At 47.1% G+C, this 17888-nt stretch carries 16 protein-coding genes; 12 read left to right on the top strand and 4 right to left on the bottom strand.

Going from position 1 to position 17888, the window contains the following annotated elements; translation table 11 throughout:
• Positions 1 to 97 precede the first annotated feature (97 nt).
• Complete coding sequence (locus KXJ70_RS17825; protein ID WP_219044909.1) at positions 98 to 658, bottom strand: radical SAM protein; 561 nt, start codon at positions 656 to 658, stop codon at positions 98 to 100.
• A 2-nt stretch (positions 659 to 660) separates the two neighbouring features.
• Entirely contained in the window at positions 661 to 1230 is a 570-nt protein-coding gene (locus tag KXJ70_RS17820) for a hemerythrin domain-containing protein (protein WP_219044908.1), read from the bottom strand.
• 407 nt (positions 1231 to 1637) lie between these two features.
• On the opposite strand from KXJ70_RS17820, the gene ppk2 reads away from it, so the two are divergent.
• From ppk2 to KXJ70_RS17805, 3 genes are all read left to right on the top strand, one after another.
• The gene (ppk2, locus tag KXJ70_RS17815) at positions 1638 to 2387 is read left to right on the top strand and encodes a polyphosphate kinase 2 (RefSeq protein WP_219044907.1); all 750 of its coding nucleotides are present in this window, start codon (positions 1638 to 1640) and stop codon (positions 2385 to 2387) included.
• A gap of 344 nt (positions 2388 to 2731) precedes the next feature.
• The gene (locus KXJ70_RS17810) at positions 2732 to 3292 is read left to right on the top strand and encodes a PepSY domain-containing protein (protein WP_219044906.1); all 561 of its coding nucleotides are present in this window, start codon (positions 2732 to 2734) and stop codon (positions 3290 to 3292) included.
• Between the two features lie 79 nt (positions 3293 to 3371).
• Positions 3372 to 3749 (top strand): hypothetical protein, encoded by a 378-nt coding sequence (locus KXJ70_RS17805; RefSeq protein ID WP_219044905.1) that lies wholly within the window; start codon positions 3372 to 3374, stop codon positions 3747 to 3749.
• 109 nt (positions 3750 to 3858) lie between these two features.
• Here the strand turns inward: KXJ70_RS17805 and KXJ70_RS17800 are convergent, their stop codons facing one another.
• Complete coding sequence (locus tag KXJ70_RS17800) at positions 3859 to 4743, bottom strand: helix-turn-helix transcriptional regulator (protein WP_219044904.1); 885 nt, start codon at positions 4741 to 4743, stop codon at positions 3859 to 3861.
• Between the two features lie 132 nt (positions 4744 to 4875).
• Here KXJ70_RS17800 and KXJ70_RS17795 point away from each other — a divergent pair, with 132 nt between their 5' ends.
• The 8 genes from KXJ70_RS17795 (at position 4876) to KXJ70_RS17760 (ending at position 14549) form a co-directional block, all read left to right on the top strand.
• Complete coding sequence (locus KXJ70_RS17795) at positions 4876 to 5850, top strand: SDR family NAD(P)-dependent oxidoreductase (RefSeq protein ID WP_219044903.1); 975 nt, start codon at positions 4876 to 4878, stop codon at positions 5848 to 5850.
• Positions 5847 to 7595: a methylmalonyl-CoA mutase family protein gene (locus KXJ70_RS17790; protein ID WP_219044902.1), complete on the top strand. Its 1749-nt coding sequence runs from the start codon at positions 5847 to 5849 to the stop codon at positions 7593 to 7595. Before KXJ70_RS17795 ends, KXJ70_RS17790 begins: the two co-directional genes overlap by 4 nt.
• Complete coding sequence (locus KXJ70_RS17785) at positions 7567 to 8022, top strand: cobalamin B12-binding domain-containing protein (protein ID WP_219044901.1); 456 nt, start codon at positions 7567 to 7569, stop codon at positions 8020 to 8022. The genes KXJ70_RS17790 and KXJ70_RS17785 overlap by 29 nt, the downstream gene beginning before the upstream one ends.
• Positions 8019 to 9008 (top strand): methylmalonyl Co-A mutase-associated GTPase MeaB, encoded by a 990-nt coding sequence (gene meaB / locus KXJ70_RS17780; protein ID WP_219044900.1) that lies wholly within the window; start codon positions 8019 to 8021, stop codon positions 9006 to 9008. Before KXJ70_RS17785 ends, meaB begins: the two co-directional genes overlap by 4 nt.
• Positions 9005 to 9604 carry an EthD domain-containing protein gene (locus KXJ70_RS17775; protein WP_219044899.1) on the top strand — a complete coding sequence of 200 codons (600 nt, stop codon included), beginning with the start codon at positions 9005 to 9007 and terminating at the stop codon, positions 9602 to 9604. The genes meaB and KXJ70_RS17775 overlap by 4 nt, the downstream gene beginning before the upstream one ends.
• Positions 9601 to 10392 carry an SDR family oxidoreductase gene (locus tag KXJ70_RS17770; protein WP_219044898.1) on the top strand — a complete coding sequence of 264 codons (792 nt, stop codon included), beginning with the start codon at positions 9601 to 9603 and terminating at the stop codon, positions 10390 to 10392. Before KXJ70_RS17775 ends, KXJ70_RS17770 begins: the two co-directional genes overlap by 4 nt.
• Positions 10393 to 10509: 117 nt before the next feature.
• Positions 10510 to 13140 carry a TonB-dependent receptor gene (locus KXJ70_RS17765; protein ID WP_255558568.1) on the top strand — a complete coding sequence of 877 codons (2631 nt, stop codon included), beginning with the start codon at positions 10510 to 10512 and terminating at the stop codon, positions 13138 to 13140.
• Positions 13141 to 13181: 41 nt separating this feature from the next.
• Positions 13182 to 14549: a cytochrome P450 gene (locus KXJ70_RS17760; RefSeq protein WP_219044897.1), complete on the top strand. Its 1368-nt coding sequence runs from the start codon at positions 13182 to 13184 to the stop codon at positions 14547 to 14549.
• Between the two features lie 100 nt (positions 14550 to 14649).
• Here KXJ70_RS17760 and KXJ70_RS17755 read toward each other — a convergent pair whose 3' ends face one another.
• Positions 14650 to 15081 (bottom strand): site-specific integrase, encoded by a 432-nt coding sequence (locus tag KXJ70_RS17755; protein WP_219044896.1) that lies wholly within the window; start codon positions 15079 to 15081, stop codon positions 14650 to 14652.
• 357 nt (positions 15082 to 15438) lie between these two features.
• On the opposite strand from KXJ70_RS17755, the gene KXJ70_RS17750 reads away from it, so the two are divergent.
• Entirely contained in the window at positions 15439 to 17697 is a 2259-nt protein-coding gene (locus KXJ70_RS17750; protein ID WP_219044895.1) for an nSTAND3 domain-containing NTPase, read from the top strand.
• Positions 17698 to 17888: the final 191 nt, after the last annotated feature.

The raw sequence follows: 17888 nt of genomic DNA, 5'->3' as shown, positions 1-17888 counted from the left end.
ACAGGGGATTGTTGGTGAACGACGCTAGTGCAAAGCCCGCTTCGGGGCATATATCGAAATTAGCCTCGCGGAGCTGCTGTACGTCGGGGTAAGTGTCCTAGATACCAAAACTCAGACGATTAAAGCCCAGACCACGCAGCAGCGCTAGTCGATCTGGTGTTACAGTGCGCGGATCAATTTCAATGCTGTATTCCCGCTCTTTACCGTCGCCTAAATTAAAGTGGCTCGCCAGTAGATGAATTAATTCTGTTAGTTCGGCGTCGTCGAGGTAGGTGGGAGTGCCCCCGCCGAAGTGCAACTGAGACACTTGCCGCGTGTTGCCAATGCGCTCGGACAAAAGCGCAATTTCGATGGCAATATGGTCTAGATATTCTCGGCCGGCGCCCGATTTTTTAGTCACCACTTTATTGCAGCCGCAGTAGTAGCAAAGCCAGCGACAGAAAGGTACGTGCACGTAAAGCGACAGGGGCGCGGCGTCGTTGCGGGCGGTATTTAAATGCTGCTCGTAATCCGCAACCGTAAATTGCTCGCTAAACTCCAGAGCGGTTGGATAGGAGGTATAGCGAGGCCCCTGCGTACTGTATTTTGCAATCAAGCTGGGATCCGTTCCGTGCACTGCGCTAGCGCGTGGTTCCGTGGGTGTCGCGATACTGGCCATAGTTAATGCAATCCGATACTGGTTAAGATATGGCTTTGGTTTAGTTGCTCAGATCTATCGATGTACTCTGACTGGCTGGGGACTTCACGATTTGCTAGGTTTCCTCGCAAGGCCTCGTTGACGGTTTGCCAGTCCTGATCGTTGAAGCGCTCTGAGATAGCCGCAAAAATATTCCGCTCTTCATGGATATGGGATATTTGCTTGCAACAATAGTGTCGACTTAGCAGTAATACTCTTGTAGACGGCTTAAGATCCGCGTGTCTAATTTCGCTGTATATAAGCGCTAACTGGGCGCTGAGACTCTCGAGGCGGGGATGGTCTTTCAGGAGCTTGGTAACCGCAGCGGTATTGATATGCTCTTTGCTTAACAGCTGCTGAAATAGCACATCTTCTGTTGGATGATGCCATACCTCGGGATAAACCTGAATATAATCGAGAATCTCTAATATGCGATCACAGTTAGCACTGCCTTTTTCTAGCCCTGTTAATTGGTCGATCTCTTTACTCAGCAGATACATCATTCTCAAAATGCGCTGATGATCTTGTTCCAGTTGCTCCAATATATAGTGCATGGCCATAACTCTCTGGATGCCGAATAGCTCAGCGATGATGTTTCCGTTTATGGCTTCGAAATTTATCAAGTTGGCGTTTGCTAGAGTTTGATATGAATCAAATAGTCTGCGGTTAACACACATACCCGCTGTAATATGGTTTATCTTTCAGCCGGTATACCAAGTGGTTTTAGTCGACATCGGTGCTATTCCAGGGTGAACGGTATTGCTTTTGCGCGTAGTTTCGGAGATGCGTAATAGGACATGAAAATCCATTTTCTTGTTGATCTTACGCGTGAGCTTTTGGTGCCGCGATGAAGTGGCTAGGTCGTAGAGTGGTATTTCCAGTATGGCGACTATTGCCGCTGCGGAGTAAGAAGGTCTAGGGTCACTGAGCTTGATAAAAAAATGAAAGCAGGGAATAAAGGATGAAACAGTACAAAGACACATTGCGCGCCTTGCAAATTGAGCTGGTTAAATTACAGCGTCATTCTATTGCCAGTAATCACCGCATAATGGTGATTATTGAAGGTCGCGATGCGGCTGGTAAAGACGGCGTCATCAAGCGAATAGTTGAACATTTAAGCCCGCGAGAAACCCGTGTAGTCGCTCTGGGTAAACCGACCGCACGCGACGAAGCAAGCTGGTACTTCCAACGTTATGTACCGTATTTGCCAGCGTTTGGCGAATTCGTTATTTTTAACCGCAGCTGGTACAACCGTGCCGGCGTAGAGCGGGTTATGGGCTTTTGTAGCGAAGCGGAATATCAGCAGTTCTTTCGAATGGTGGCGCCCTTTGAACACATGCTGATCGATTCCGGTACTCAGTTGCGGAAATATTTTTTAGATATAGACAAAGAAGAGCAGCAAGCTCGCCTTCTCGCCCGTGAACAAGACCCACTTTCAAACTGGAAAATCAGTCCTATTGATCGCGAAGCGCAAAGCAATTGGGGACTTTACAGTCAAGCCCGCAATGATATGTTGCGGAGAAGTCACAATGATATCTCGCCCTGGATGATTGTGAGGGCTAATAATAAAAAAGCGGCACGCATAAATTTGATTAAGGACCTGCTGTCTAGTCTCGACTACGCTGATAAAGATGAAAAACTTTTACACGCTGATTCAAATCTGATTCAACGCTACAATGAAGACATGTTAGAAAGCGGGTTTTTGCATTGATTAATGCGAGTCAAAATAGATCGGGTGAAAGTTATGCGTCGTCCCTAGAACCCAGCGTTGAGTCGTTAAGGTATGTGAACAAGATAGCACTTCCTACTAGCACTTTCGCGAGTTACATAACTTATTGGGTTTATAAAATAGGCGATATGCGCAAGGGAACGGAATGCTCGGAAGAAACAATGGGAATTGTTTTTCGTCTAACCGACGGGAGTCGCCATCTTTTGAACTCCCTTTCGTTTTTCAGGCCACGATGAAGATCATCCTGTAAGGTCAGAGTGATATATTGCCGGAATTGTTATAACTAGCTGTTTGAAAAAAAATGAATCTGACACAAGAGAAGATGAATGATAAATAGAATGAAACTAATGAAATTTCACGCGTTGCTGGCGGCTTTTATATTGCCTGTTGCGACCATGTTCATGGTTACGGGCGCTTTATACACTTGGAATGTAAAAGGCAGTTACACTGACGATGTCTATGAAATACAACTCAGCAAGCCCATTCAGTTGGATGCTAGTGAGCTAGCAACTCTTGCTCAGTTAGAACTCAAGAGGCTAGCCACTAGTTACCCTGAGGGCGAGCCAAAGCTCAAGGTTTATGGCAACCATTTTCTCCTCGAGTGGACGGGTTCCTCTAAAGACGTGATTTTAGAGCCAACGGATAATGAGCTAATTGCCAAGCTCACCGTCAAAAATACGAGTTGGTACAGAAATTTAGTTCAGCTCCACAAAGCTAAGGGAGGCATAGCTTTTAAAGTTTATGCTGCGGTATTTGCCATTTCCATCCTCGCTTTACTTGTTTCGGGTTTTATAATGGCGTGGCAAACCCCCAAAATTAAACGCCTTACTTTAATAACATCACTTGTTGGCTTATGTTCTTTTATGATTTTTGTATATTTAAGTTAAATGGCTTAACAATTGACTCAAATACTCCGCCGGACGCTCACTGCGTTAACGGCGTGAGCTGGACGAATAGGAGCTCGCCATGGAAAAGTGGATTACGTTCTGCCTGGTGGTGGTAGGGCTGATAAATATTATCCCTGTAGTCGGTGTTATCTCCGGTCAAAAGATAGCGTCTGCGTATGCCGTTACCCTTACCGGGGATGACCTAATAATTTTGTTGCGTCATCGGGCCTTACTTTTCGGCATTCTGGGAGGCTTCATTCTTTTTTCAGCCTTCAGCCCTTTTTACCAATTAGCCGCGATGATCATGGCCGGTGTAAGTATGATTGGCTTTGCAATACTGGTATTGGGTACTGGTGGCTATAACGACGCCATCGCTAAAGTGCTTTACGTCGACATTCTGGGTATCTTGTTTCTGTTTGCGGCGGCGGTATTGAAGTATGGCGTTAAAGCCGCGTGATAGGTCTTTGCGGTTTAAGGTCTGCATTGCGGTGCGCTTCTACCATCTCAGCACGTTTCAGAATAAGTTTATATAACGCATTCTTTACATATCAATGACTGCGGCCTCGTTATCGCAAGCAGGCTCGCCAAGCGCGCGGTGATCTCCCACAGTGGCGACGGAATGCGGCGGAGAAAGCGGTGTTGCTGGTGTAGCCGAGTTCCTGCGCGATTTCGCCAAGGGGGCGCTCGCTAGAAGCGATAAGTGCGCGCGCGCGTGCCATCAGTATCTTCTGGGCGTAATTGCTAGGGCTTTCGCCAATCGACTCCTTAAAAGCGCGCATGAAATGATAGCGACTGAGGCCACATAGCGCAGCCATTTCAGCGACACTGGGAGGCGCGCCTAATTGATCAAGTCTGGCAAATACTAGGCGTAAGTGGCGGGGTGCCAAGCCGCCGCGGTGTGGCAGCTCGCGGTGTTTGGCGTCGTGTATATAGCGTGACAGATCGACGGCAATGGTGGTGAGCAAGGCCCCTATCAGCGTTGCTGAATCACTGGATTGATTGGCGACTTCGTCGGCCAGGCGCATCATGGCGTCTTCAATTCTAGGGGCGTGAATGTCGAAGCAAGCCTCTAGCTGCGCTTCGTCGAGTTCACTTGTTGTGATACCCAAATCGTGCAGTGTTTTCGTGTTAAAGCGACAGCGAATCGTGTGGTATTTGCCCTGTGATACGCGCACCTCAAAAGGAATGTCGGCCGGGCGAAAATTGAGGGTGCCAAAGCGGCGGAAACGCGGTGCCTTGAAGCTGGTGTAGCGACCTTCAGCTTGTTCTAGCAGGCGTGATAGGCCAAGGGATAACACCGAATGTTGCTCGGTGACGACGATGGTTTCCGCCTGCAATTCGGGGAAGGCGCACAACTCTACCTTTGCGCTGGGTAATTCAACGGCGTGAATCACCAGGTTTGCCTGGGTCTGCGCCTGCTTAACACTGATTGGTTTTGTTTTTATTGTCATATTTGGAATTTAACACATAGTGCTAAAATTAACGAGATAGTGCTCTTATTGCGTGGTTATGCCTCTGTAGCCATTGCCCTAATTATTCACCGCGCCTTTAATGTAAAAAAATAATAAATCTAAGGGACGGTGATGACAAAGTCTCGGAGTGACGCACTCCCTTTTGATGAAATAACGGCCGACACTATTCTGCAGGGTGTCGACCTGTCCGGGCAGGCTGCGATAGTAACGGGGGCAAGTTCTGGCTTGGGTATTGCCATTGCGTCGGCGCTGGCGGGTGCCGGTGCTGATGTTACCTTGGCCGTTCGCGATATTGTCGCCGGTGAAAAGGTTGCGCAATCCATCTCTCGTAGCCGAGGCGTCAAAGCACCGGATGTCGCCTATATCGATTTGCTAAACGCTACATCGATACGCGCGTTTGTCGATAATTTTGGTGATCGTCCACTCAAGTATTTAATCAATAATGCCGGCCTTATGGCGCCGCCGCTGACTTACTCCACTGACGGGTTTGAAAGCCAGATGGCGGTAAATTATTTCTCACCCTTTTTGTTATCAGAACTATTACTGACCAATCTCCAAGCCGCTTCGCCGGCGCGGGTCATTACGGTTTCCTCCGGTTCACATCATTTATCTGAGCTGCGCATGGATGATTTACATTATCGCCGCCGACCCTATGAAAAATTTGAAGCCTATGGCCACGCGAAGCTTTGCGCAAACCTACTGGCGGTGGAATACAGCCGGCGTTATGCAGAGCGTGGAGTAGTAATGCACGCGGTGACGCCGGGCGGTGTCGCCACGAACTTGGCGCGTCATACCAGCTTTGAGGACGCGCTAAAGCAGGGCTGGATTAAAGAGGATGGCAGTCTGCCTGGTGGTCCCTTGCGGAGTATTGAGCAAGGGGCGGCCTCACCGATTTGGGCTGCGGTTTCGCCAGAGCTGGAGGGCAGGGGCGGATTGTATATTGAAGACTGTGCTGTCGCGCCTATCTGGAATTCCTCGATTCCCAAATGCTATGGCGTGACGGCTAAATCAATCGATCCCGATGACGCTCGTCAACTTTGGGAAATGACCTACCCACTTATTGAACGCGCCGGGAGACAAGCATGACAGCGGAACATAAGGACCAAGTTCGGGGCTGTAAGCAAACATCGGACGCGCAAAATAGTAGTTCAACAATAGCGGCTGAGGCGCAGCGTTGGCAGGAGCAAACCCGCGCGCCATTTGTGTCGGAAAACCCCGAGCGTCGCGAGTCATTCGAGACGCAAGCGCTGAAGTGGCCAATCAATCCCCTGTATTCGCCGGCAGATTTAGAGGCCTTGGGCTTCGATTATATGAAGGATCTTGGCTTTCCCGGCGAATATCCTTATACCCGCGGCACCAAAGCAAATGGCCATCGTTCCAATTTTTGGACCATGACTCAGGTGACAGGCTTTGGCAAAGGGGAGGAGTGGGCAAAGCGGGCGCGCTATATGTTGGATCAGGGTTTGTCGGGCCTGATTTTAGAACACGACCTGGCGACCACCAATGGCTATGACAGCGACGACCCGATTGTTGAGGGTGAGGTGGGGCGGGCGGGAATGGCGCTGGACAGTCTTGAAGATCTTGAGAAAGCCTTCGATCTGCCCTTTGATAAATTGCAGTACTTAATGAGCGTTTGCAATGCGCCGCAGCCGGTAAATTTGGCGATGATTATTGCCGCGCTAGAGAAAAAAAACGTCGATCCAAAAGACTTTGTTTTGCACATAGTTAATGGCATTTTGATCGAGTATATCTGCGTCGGGCGCTATATCTATCCACCGGAACACGGCCTGCGCCTAGCGACGGACTGCATCGAATATATTATTCGCCATCACCCTAATTGGGCGCCTATTTCGATTATTTCCGCTCAGCTTCAGCCAGCCAAGGCGAACCCGGTTCAAGAGATTGCGTTTAGCTTGGCGATAGCCTGCGCGTACATTGACGAGACCTTAAAGCGGGGCTTTGATATCGACACGGTCGCGCCCTATTTTCACTTTGTTGTGAATGTCGATATGGATTTCTTTGAAGGCATCTGCAAGCTGCGGGCGTTTAGGAAATGCTGGGCGCGGTTAATGAAAGAGCGCTATGGCGCGACTAATCCAGACGCCATGAAAATTCGCATGATGACCTCGCCAACCACCATCGCGCTAACTCTGCAGCAGCCACTCAATAATATTGGTCGCCTCGCGATTATGGCAACGGCGTGCGCTCTGGGCGGCGCCGGCGACAATATGACAACGCCACTGCACGATGAAGCCCATTCACTCCCTGCCGAGGAAGCCATTCGCGTTGGCGCTGCGCTTCAGCACATCGTTGCCCATGAAACGGGGGTGGCAGAAACCATCGATCCCTTGGCGGGTTCTTATTATGTCGAAACCTTAACCAAACAAATGGAGGACGCCGCCTTTGCAGAAATGGACAAAATATTTGACATGGGTGGCGCGGTTAAAGCCATCGAGAAAGGCTATTTTCAGCGCGCTTTGGGACGAGAGCAGTATGAGCGCAATAAAGATGTTGAAGAGGGCCGCCGCAAATGGGTCGGCGTTAATCACCTTAAATTGGCAGAAGAAAAACGTGAAATCGAAATTTTTAGACTCAATGACGCGATGGAAGAAGAGCAAATCGCCAAAGTCAGGGAGCTGCGTGAGCGCCGAGATCAGGACGCTGTGAATGCTGCGCTGGCAAAGGTGAAAGCGGCCGCAATCAATGGCGACAATATGGTGGTGTCGTGCTTAGAAGCGGTAAAAGTTTACGCAACGCATGGCGAGTTATGTCATGCCATGCGCGAGGTATTTGGTGAATACCATGCCGACAGCCAGCTGGGTGGGTTTTAAGATGCTAAAGAAAACACGTCCACTGCGCATTTTGTTGGCCAAATTAGGAATGGATACCCACACCGTTGGTATTACCGTCATTGCCCACGCGCTGCGTGAAGCGGGAATGGAAGTTATTTTCACTGGCTTAAAACAGACACCCGATATGGTGGCGGCGGCAGCGGTGCAAGAAGACGTGGATGTGGTGGGTATTTCCACACTGTCGGCGGGCCACACTCGCAGTTTACCGAAGCTCGCTCGTCTGCTCAGGGAAGCGGGGGCGGGAGATAAATTGCTGCTTGCCGGTGGCGTGATTCCCGAGGAAGACCGACAACTGCTGGAGGACGCAGGTGTAGATCGAATTTTTACCATGGGCTCAGATACCCGAGATATTGTTGCCTATCTTCAGGAGTGGTGGTTGAACAAGTCGGAGCCCACTGAGGTATGACCGCCATTGCGGACAATATCAACGATCTATCCAGGCAAATACTCGCCGGCAATATTGGCGCGGGTGCGCGGGCTATACGCTGGCTGGACGATGGTGATCCGCGCGGCGCAGACGTACTGTCATTGATATTTCCACACACCGGCCGTGCGCACCTTATTGGCATCACCGGCCCACCGGGCGCCGGTAAGTCCAGCTTAACGAATACCTTAATAACAGAGCAGAGACGGCGTGGCCGACGAGTTGGTGTGATTGCTATAGATCCCTCTAGCCCCTTTACCGGTGGTGCGATTTTGGGAGACCGGGTGCGTATGGCGCAACACACTGTTGATCCAGATGTGTTTATTCGATCGATAGGCACACGCGGTCAGGCAGGTGGTTTATCGCGGTCGAGCCACGATGCCTGTCTGGTGCTAGACGCCATGAATTACGATGTGATTTTTGTTGAAACGGTTGGTGTTGGGCAGGACGAAATTGATGTGGTCGCGCTGGCGCATACCACCTTAATCATTGGTGTGCCGGGGCTGGGTGATGAGGTGCAGGCGGTAAAAGCGGGCTTGATGGAGGCTGGTGATATTTTTGTGATCAATAAGGCAGATCGCGACGGCTACGACGACACCTACCGCCAGTTTGAATTGATGTTGCATCTGCGTGCGGAATCCGTCTCTAGGAATGAAATAGATAAGACGGCTAGCGCGTGGTCGCCGCCGCTATTGCGGGCAGTTGCCAAGCGTGCAGAAGGCACTGTTGAGATCGTCGATGCGACAGATGCGCATCGCGAATATCTACAAAACAGCGGTCACTTTGTAAAGCGTTCAAGTCATCGCGAGCGCGAGCAGTTTATTTGCTTATTACGAGAGGCGGTCGTTGACGAAATTATGGAAGGTATGGATGAGGATATTTTGAATAGCATTCTACGTCGCGAAATTGATCCGTATACAGCAGCGAGTCACGAGCTTGCGCGATGGAGGGGCAACACCACGTCATGATGAAATCTATTTGTACACTCAGTCGCCGTGCTGATTTTAGCCGCGAGGCATTTCAGCAGTACTACGAAAATAGTCACGCTCCCTTAGCGATTAAGCATTTTCCCTTTACACGCTATGTCAGAAACCATGTTGTGGATCAGCCTGATATTGGCTTTGACACTATCTCTGAATTTTGGGCCGACGATGTAGCTAGGCTGATGGAATTAATGACGGGGCCGGTTGGCGATATTTTGCGGGAAGATGAACGGCGATTTATGGATCAGTCCAAAATAGCGCCGGGTGTCTCGGAAGAACACGTCCTCGCTTCAGGTCTGGTAGCCAATGAGCGATATGCGGTGTTACTCAACTGGGACGATGAATCCTTTGACTTAAGTCAGTGGGCGAAGGTGCTGATTGCCTCGCAGCCGAATTGCTCTATCGATGTGGTTAGTTCCTGGCAGCAGCCTGCCTTTCCTGCCAAAGCGGTACTGTGGACATTAGATAATCACCGCCCGGCGTCATTGCCCGGTTCGGTATCTAGTAAATTTGTCAAAGTGCGAAGAGTGGAAACCGATCCTGAGATGTTATTAGCCAGCCGAGGGGCTAGCAGTTCATGAACCTAGAAATGATTGGTCGCACCGCTGTTATTACTGGAGCCGCCAGCGGCATCGGCAAGGCCTTGGCGATTGCTGCTGCCAAGCGCGGCATGAACTTGGCCTTGGCAGATAATAATGCAGATGCTTTGGGTTTGATGGTTGATGAACTGGGTGATCAAGTCTCTGTTAGTAGCGCGGTGGTCGACGTGCGAAAGCGAAGTGATTTGACAGCTTTTGCTGACACTGTGAAGGGGCAGTCTATTGCCTTGGTGTTTGCCAATGCGGGCGTGATGCGCGCGGGTACGTCTTGGGAACTTAGCGAAGAAGATTGGGATGTGGTCTTTGATGTTAACGTCAAAGGGGCAATGAATACGGTCAGTGCGTTTATGCCGCATCTGCTTAAACAAGAGCTGCGGTCGCGAGTGGTGTTTACCGGTTCAATTTCCGCCTTTATGGCGAGCGAAAACTTGAGTTGCTATTCAAGTAGCAAACACGCCTTGTGGGGTATTGCCGAGGCGATGCAGCTTGAACTGACTGCTAAGAAATCCCCTGTGGATGTGTCTTTTCTTGCGCCTTCTGGGGTTAAAACCTCGCTGGCGTCAGCGCCGTTAAGTGGGGCCTGTGCAGAAAGCCAGAAAGAAATTGACGGTTTGCTAGCCACCTTCGGCGTGCCAGCAGAAGAGATTGCCGAGAAAACATTTAGTGATTTACATGAAAATAAATTTTGGATATTTCCGCAGCCAGAATTTAAACCGGTAATGCTAGCGCGTGTGCAAAATATTAGCGAGGAGCGCGAGCCAATTAAGTAGTTGTTACATAAAAGTCAGGCATGACAGATATGTAAACTGAGATAGTAAAGGCCTAGCGGTATCAGTAGAAGGCATTTGTAAAAAATAAAAATAAATACAATAAAAGGTTGTGAGCTTATGAAAATAATAAAATCACTGACGGTGTTTGTTCTGGTTTGCCAGGCAAATTTCGTCCACGGCGCCGAATCATCAGCAAGTGATAAGCCTATTTCAGATGCGACTGTTGCTAAAAAAGGCGGGGCGGCCAAATCCGGTATGCTAGAAGAAATATTGGTGACGGCCAGAAAACGCTCAGAAAATATCCAGGAAACCCCAGTAGCGATTACCGCATTCAGCGGCGATGCGCTGCGGGCGCAAGGTATTTTAACCGCACAGGATTTGGCTAAGTCGGTGCCCAGTTTACAGATTAATGACAGTACCGCGCCGCAAATTTTTATCCGTGGCATTGGTCAGCGGGCGGGTCTCGCTCGCTTTGATCCGTCGGTAAGTGTGTATCTGGATGGTATTTTTATTCCCAGACCAGACGGCCAGTTATTGGACACCATCGATATTGAAAGTGTGCAGGTTCTGCGCGGTCCACAGGGTACCTTGTTTGGTAAAAATAATACCGGTGGTGCCTTAGTGTTTAGCCTGGTAAAGCCGGGTGGTGAGGGCAATGACTACGTGGAGGGGGCGCTGGGAAGCTACTCAGAGCAACGTTTTAGAGCCGGTTTTGATATTCCTATTACGGATAAGTTAAACAGCCGGCTCGCTATAAGCTCACAGCGCCGCGACGGCTTTTTGCACGATATTTCAGGCGTTGAAAATCAATCCCTAGATCGTTTGTCATTTATTTTCCAAACCGATTGGATGTTGAGTGACAGCGTCTCTATCGATTCATTAGCTTACTTCGGCAAGATTCGGGAACGCTATCCGTCATACCATTGTAAGATCGTGAACGACGACGCACTGTTTGTTAACGGCCTAGGTATTTTATGGGCGGGGGATACTGACCCAAGTAATCCACATGCCTATAAAGATAACTGTAATGCGAATAGCCGCGACGCCTTAAAGGATCTCAATACCAATCAGGGAGACAGTCAGCGCCAGAAAAAAGCACAGGATGTGATGTTGCTTGCGTCGACCCTAAACTGGCAAATCAGTGAAGACTATAATCTGAAAGCGATTCTTGGCTATCGGGATGCAACTAAAATTGGGCCGCAAACCCAAGCCGACGAGGGTGGTCCAAAATCGTATTTCCGTGGAATGGTGCTGGGGGATAATGAGCAAGAATCCTTGACTGCCGAGTTGCAACTTAACGGCAGTACCTTTGACGGCGGAGTCGATTTTACAACGGGCCTGTTTGTACAGAGCGAGTTTAAAAGTGAAACCTTCCTGACTAGCAATGAGTTGATTGGTGCTGAAGCTGTGCCTTTCATCGCCTTGGCGGCGGGGCAGTCGGGTGTTGATGTGAGTGCGTTGAACGGTCTGCTTGACGCATTGAGCGTGCCAGGTGGCACTTTGCCGGTAGTCGCTGGAGCCCTACCTGTATCTACCTTGCAGGATTTTGAAATTGAAGGTGAGACCTATGCGATCTTTTCCCAGGCGACGTGGCATATCACCGACAATTTAGAATTTACCTTCGGCGGACGCTATACCGAGGAGGTTAGACGCTCAGACTTATTTACCCAAACGGCTAATCTTGAAGAGATCTCCAGCGTGATAAGTGCGGCTAATCCGCGTTTTGTGCCGGTGTTACCTTCCTTAGGCGCCTTCGCCTATTTGGGTTCATGGGCTGAGGACCCAATTCAGATTGCCAACGATATCCTTCGCAATGCTTATCCCGGTGAAATTGGTGCGCCTTTAAATCCTGCTGTTAAAGACGAACTCGATAGTGTGTTCAGAGAGTTTACGCCCATGACCTCATTGGCCTGGGTGATACCGGAACAATGGCTGTTCGACTCACCCGTAAATTCAATGATGATGTACGGCACGTGGAGTAATGGTTTTAAATCCGGCTTTCAAGAACCCTTTGGTGTTGATGGCTTAATAGAAGTTGCTCCTGAGCGTTTAGAAAACCGAGAAATCGGTCTTAAGATAGATGCCTTTGATAATTCGCTGCGATTAAATATTGCACTGTATTCGATGATCTTCGAAAACATGCAGTTAATTACCGTGAGTGTCGATTCGGCTAATACCTTGGTTGTTAGTTCGCAGAATGCGGGCGAATCCATGATCGAGGGTGGTGAGCTTGAGCTACTTTGGCTGCCTACCGAGAATCTGATGTTTAGCTTTAACTACAGTAATAATAATTACCGCTTTATCGAATTTGATGATTTCGATCTAGCTGAATTGGCTTTGAAGGGACAGAAAGTCCCGGTGGATCGAAGCGACGAAGACTTCGCTGTTTCGCCGGAAGTGACAGCGGCTTTTGGTGCTCAATATACCTTTATCACCCAGAACAGCGTATTCACGCCGAGACTGGATGTTAGCTACAAAAGTGAAGTGTATATGGGCTTGGATGATGCTTCTTGGGATGTTGCCAAACGCGACCCAGGGTCTATTTACGCCAAAGCCACGACCTTAGTAGACGCGCGATTTAGTTGGTTTATGCCAGATCGAGATTTAACGATTAGTGCGTATATAAAAAACCTGACCGACAAGCGATACGATATTGGCGCTGTTGCCACCGCGAGCTCTTTGGGCACTTATGTGCAGGTGCTGGGGGAACCCAGAATGTTTGGTATTGAGGCAAGACAAACGTTTTAAGTGATGCTTAAACTCTTTCATTACTAAAGGTAAGTATGATCATGGCCATCGTCGCGAATGATAATTACAGAGAACAGCCGGACAATACTAAGTTAGATCATATTCCCGGAGATTACGGTCTGCCGGTTCTTGGCTACACTATACCGCTGGTCAAGGACTTACACGCGACGATAGATCGCCAGTACCGGCGTTTCGGTGCGGTAAGTCGGTTTCGTTTGATCGGCCCTAAAGGCTTAATGCTGATCGGCCCAGACCTGTATAAGCAAGTGATGCTTGATACAGACAAAAACTTCTCTGCAGAAATGGGTTATATGGGCTCTTTGGGGCGATTCTACAAAGGCGCCTTGTTGCTCAGAGATCATGATGAACATCGCTTTCAGCGGCGAATTATGCAGTCGGCGTTTAAGAATGATGCGATGAAAGGCTATATAGCAACAATGGGGCCGATGATTGCTGAGGGCATTTCTAACTGGGATACGATAAGCGATTTACGATTTTTTCCCGCGATAAAACAATTGCTGCTCGATGTTGCGGCTGAAATTTTTGTCGGCTTGGACGCAGACGACGAGCGTGCACAAAAATTAAATACCGCGTTTCTCGATATCGCCAATGGCCTGATGGGAATCGTGCGCTTGGAGCTGCCTGGTACCTTGCATCGCAAAGGTAAAATTGGCGAGCGCTATTTAAAGTCGCTGTTTGGCGGCCTTATCAATGAGCGCCGCTTAGCAAGTAAAACCGATACGTTTAGCTATTTTTGTCGTGAAAAAACCGAAGAAGGCGAATATTTTTCTGATCAAGATATTATCGCCCATATCAGTTTTCTGCTGTTTGCTGCTCACGACACAACCACAAGTGCGCTCACTCATTTGCTGTACTACTTAGGTCAGGATATGAAGGTTCAGCAGCGCTTGCGCGACGAGGCGAATGCCGTTGATAAGCCATTTCTTGATTATGAGGACCTTGAAAAAATGCCCTTGATGGAAGTTGCGATCAAGGAAGCGCTGCGCCTACACCCCTCAGTGATGATGATGCAGCGGCGCACAATAAAGGACTGTGAGATAGGCGGCTATAAAGTGCCCGCAAACACCAATGTGTGGATGGCCCCGCAACATGTGCACAGAATGTCGGAATACTGGGATGAGCCACTTAAGTTTGATATTGATCGCTGGCTAGAACCGCGCAATGAGCACAAGCGCCATAACTTTAGCTGGGTAGGTTTTGGTGGCGGGGCGCACAAATGTATCGGTATGCATTTTGCTCTGATGCAGGTGAAAAATTTTCTGCACCAATTCTTGCGTCAATACGAATTTCGTTTGGCCGATAATTTCAGCAGCAAAATGCAGACCGTTCCCCTGCCTAAGTTGGTTGATGACTTACCCATCGTGGTCAAGCGTATCGCGGTGAAGTAATCGCGAAACCGTGCTGTGTGAGGTTAGTCAATCCTAAGTGGCGCAAAGTGAGTTGGCTTTGCGCCTTGTGTCGATTAAGCCTTTGTGTGGTGGGAGCGCTTTAGCAGACATCCAAGCACATGACTAAGGTCATGAGCCAAGGGTATCGGCAGGGCTTAGATAGTATGGCTGCAATTTCATCCCTACTATAAACAACGGGTAACTGTCTTGGGGTGGGTGCCGGACTGAATTTAAGATCCCCAACATCCAACCCCATGAAGCGCTTGTACATATAAACAAGGGCATTCAATGCAATGCGCTGCGTGTTGACTGAACAATTTCGCTGCTCTGCCAAGTGAGAAAGAAAGGCTTCAATGTCTTGTGAGCCTAAATTCTTGGGGTGCTGACGAGAATGGAAGCGGATAAAGTTCTTTATCCAAAGCAAATAGGTCTGCTCGGTTCGGTACGCGAGTCCGTTTTGTCTGATATGTAAACGAAGTTGGTCAAGAAACCGAGTCGATCCCTGTGCTATCGGTGGGCGGATATCATCCATAAATCCCCCTTGTATTTACTGGCTTTATATACAGTATTGGTTTGTTGCTATGCAGTCAACCGCTTGTTCAGTAGAAGCGGGTTCACTAATTCGGTAGACCGTATTCTAAGTTATTGATTTCTCAAAATATGGGTTTATGATCAGAAGAAGGGATTTAAGAAAAATAGAGGGAGCACGTCTTGCTAGTATCGACAGATAATTTCACGAAATACATTCAAGCCCTTGATATAGATAGGGATTTTGATGACATTCCAAATTTATTCTCTGAGATAGGGGGCCAAAGTGATATAAGGCCCCAGTCTTCATAACAAAACTGTTAGATTTCAACCACCGCCAAATATTAAGGCCAGCAACTCTATGTCAGACTATGATTTTAGCAGTTTGAATGATAAAGAATTCGAATGCCTGTGTGCAGACCTTTTGACATGCGAATTAGGCTCTAGAGTCGAAAGATTTAAAGCTGGACGAGATGGCGGTGTGGATGGGCGATTTTTTTCTTTAGAAGGGTGTGAAGTTATTATTCAGTGCAAGCATTGGTTAAAATCTGGGCTTTCAGCACTAATTAGGTCAATAGAAAATACCGAAGTAGAAAAGGTAAGAAAGCTTAAACCGAAACGCTATATTTTCGTAACATCCCTAGAGTTATCCAGAGCAAACAAAATAAAAATTAAGAACCTATTGTCTCCATACATCCTTGCTGAATCGGATATTTTTGGAAATGAAGATCTTAATGACATTTTATCTAGAAATATCGAAGTAGAAAGAAAACACTATAAGCTATGGATTTCTAGCACAAACGTTCTTACAACGATATTAAATTCCGCGATTGTTGGTAGAAGTAGGTACAAGTTAGAAGAGATTATTGAGGAGTCCAATAGATATGTAGTAACTCAGAGTCATATTCAAGCAATGGAAAAGCTTGAAAATTTGCACTCTGTAATAATTACAGGATCTCCTGGTGTTGGAAAAACATCTTTAGCTGACCAACTTTGCCAATATTACACGGCCAAAGGTTACGAATTTTGCTTTATAGAGAATTCACTAAATGAGGCCGAAGAAATTTATCGCGGAGAGTCTCACCAAGTTTTCTATTTTGATGACTTTTTAGGAAGAAACTTTTTATTGGCTCTTGATTCCCATCAAGACTCTCATGTTATTAACTTTATCAAAAGAATAGAGAGAGATAAAAAGAAGCGATTTATTCTCACCTCACGATCAAACATATTAAATCAAGGCAAGAGACTCAGTGATCTTTTTGATATAAAGAATGTGTATAGAAATGAGTATGAACTGTCTATTTCTTCATTGACTGAAATCGATAAGGCAAGGATTCTTTATAACCACATCTGGTTTGGTGATTTAGATGAACAGTATATAAATGAAATCTATGAAAGTAGAAGATATCTTCAGATTATTAAGCATAAGAATTTCAATCCTAGACTTATATCGTTTATCACTGATAGTCATCGCCTCTCGGATATCAAACCTAGTGAGTATTGGGGATATATAGATAGCACCTTGTCAAACCCTAAAGATATTTGGAGAAATGTTCTTGAGGCTCAAGTTGATGATATATGCAAGCATGTTGTTGTCGCAGTATCACTTCATGGAAAATCCATTTCAGAACCGAGATTAAGATCGCTCCATTCAGAAATTTCCTCACGCAAAATATTTTCCACAGAAAGTAGGGATTATGAATCTGTCGTTAAATTATTGGCTGGTGCGCTTCTGAATAGGAGCGTTCTAGATAAAGATCATATTTCATATGACTTATTTAATCCGTCAATTGCAGATTTTGTGATTTCAAATTATCTAGGCGATTTTAATTATATTGATGATTTACTTTTTTGTTTAAAGACACCCGAATCGATATCAAACTTAAATAGTTTAAAAGTGTCAGGCGTTGTCGACGAAATTTATTACGGAAATATTCTTGAGTCGCAGCTAATTAGACTATCCAAATTAAACAATGGAAATGAAATAGATAGCTATAAGCTTAGAATACTATATTTCGGGTCATCTTTATTGTCGCCAAAAGGAACTGTTCTCGAATATATCCAATCTTTGGTAAGGTCAGCATTATCTTCTGGGCCTTGCTCCCATGGGATTGATTATTTCGAGTTTATTAATTGGTCGCTTTCATTAGGCCTAATAAGTAGTGATGATAAAGCCTTCGTGGAGCAGCTAAAGGATTGGGTTCATGAGTACGAAAAAGACATGGAAGAATTCATCCCAATCTCAAAACTGGTCGCAGTTGTAGATGTTCCTCCGTCTACGTTGACCGAGAAATTTAAAGAGCAGTACATTGAGTACCTATCTGATGACATTACGAGGGATGTAATTGAGGCAGGAATTCTGAATGGTGTATATGACGCTGATACTTGTGACTATTCTGAAATAGCTGACTACGTCAATGACAGATTTTCTGAGCTGGGAATCACCTTTGAGGAGGCTGATGTTGATTTAGTGAGCGAATGTTGTGATTTTGATGATGTTATTCAGGCCAATATAAATTCATCAAGTCACGATGACCAGCAATACGAGACATTTAAAGAGCAGCGATATAGCATGGAGTCTACTACCGATGTTATTAATGATCTTTTTGAGCGATCATGAAAAAAAAATCTAACAAGCGCATGTTGTCGGACTGCTTTTCCGCTGCGCTCCAAAGCAGCCGCAAATGCGGGCGTTGAGGCTGTATAAAAACCCCCATTTCGATAAAAGTTTTGATAAAATTGGCCAAAGCATTAAGGAGTGATGCGAATGCCTAAGTTCAAACCCTACGACTACAATCAAAGCGCAATGAT

The sequence above is a fragment of the Zhongshania aquimaris genome (assembly GCF_019312595.1).
Taxonomy (GTDB): Bacteria; Pseudomonadota; Gammaproteobacteria; order Pseudomonadales; family Spongiibacteraceae; genus Spongiibacter; species Spongiibacter aquimaris.
Note: the sequence above shows the minus strand (reverse complement) of the source record. Positions and strands in the feature narration are given on the sequence as shown.